The 1,272-nt window shown below is 33.2% G+C and carries 1 protein-coding gene; it reads left to right on the forward strand.

Translation table 11 applies throughout. The features are described 5' to 3' along the window. Positions 1-320: 320 nt before the first annotated feature. Positions 321-986 carry an ABC transporter ATP-binding protein gene (locus ACYQ21_RS15590; RefSeq protein WP_460059593.1) on the forward strand — a complete coding sequence of 222 codons (666 nt, stop codon included), beginning with the start codon at positions 321-323 and terminating at the stop codon, positions 984-986. Positions 987-1,272 lie beyond the last annotated feature (286 nt).

Consider the following 1,272-nt stretch of genomic DNA (forward strand, 5'->3'; position numbering starts at 1 on the left):
AGTGTATCTATGCTCCTCCAAATACATTTTAACAAAAAATAGAAGAACGCTCCTAACTTGAAGCAACACTTTTTCATTCGGTGTTGTGCCTGAGTGCGGAGCGCGAAAGGAATAGATTATAATTATGGAAAAGCAAGAAGGCTATATGATTATTGAGTCTAAAATTGATAGTGGAACAAAGGTTAAATTATTTTTACCAAAAGAGGAATGGTGAGTTCGATTTTTAGGACTGATTATTCCTCTTTCTGTCAATTTTGAAAGAATTTTAACATGCTTCTGAAAGAATGACTTAGTATAATTACTTTAGATAGGAGAGAGATATGAACTCGGTAAAAGTAGTCAATGTATGCAAAAAGTATGATAATGGTATTTTGGAGGTAGATGCCTTGAAAGATATTAATTTGACCATTCAATCTGGTGAGTTTGTAACAATCGTTGGGACTTCAGGCAGTGGGAAATCGACGCTTTTAAATTTAATTGGCGGACTAGATTATCCTTCAAGTGGGGATGTTTTTGTTGATGATGTGAATTTTAAAGAAATGAGTGAAGAAGAACTAACGATTTTTAGGAGAAGAAATATTGGTTTTATATTTCAAGACTTTAATTTATTACCATTGCTGAATGTCTATGAAAATATCGTTCTACCCATTCAATTAGATGGGAAAAATATTGATGATGAATTCATTGATCAAATTACGAGACAAATTGGTATACAGGATAAACTTGAAAACTATCCAAGTCAATTATCTGGGGGGCAACAACAAAGAGTAGCTATTGCACGTGCTATTGCAACGAAACCTGCCATTATTTTAGCAGATGAACCAACAGGGAATTTAGATTCGAAAACAAGTCAAGATGTTTTAGGCTTATTAAAAATGACTAGTAAAAAATATAAGCAAACAATTATGATGATTACGCATGACGAAACAATTGCGCAAATGGCTGATAGGGTTCTGAGAATAGAAGACGGAAGTTTAAGAGCGTGAGGGAGAAATCTGATGTTTGAAACTAGAAACAAAAAGATAATGAAAAAACTTGCGGTAAAAGATTTCAAGAAAAATTTAAAAAGAAATAGACTGCTGTTAGCATCAATTATCTTGTGTCAAATGATACTGATAATCCTAATCAATGCTGGTACTAACTATCACGACAAACGCATGACTCTCTCTCTCCCAATCTCAAAATAGGAAGCGTGTTTTTAAAAATAACAGCTCTCACATTGAAAACAACTGTGCCAAATAATCTGAAAAAGTCATTGATAACGAAAAACGT

This window comes from Pseudolactococcus yaeyamensis (genome assembly GCF_054658615.1).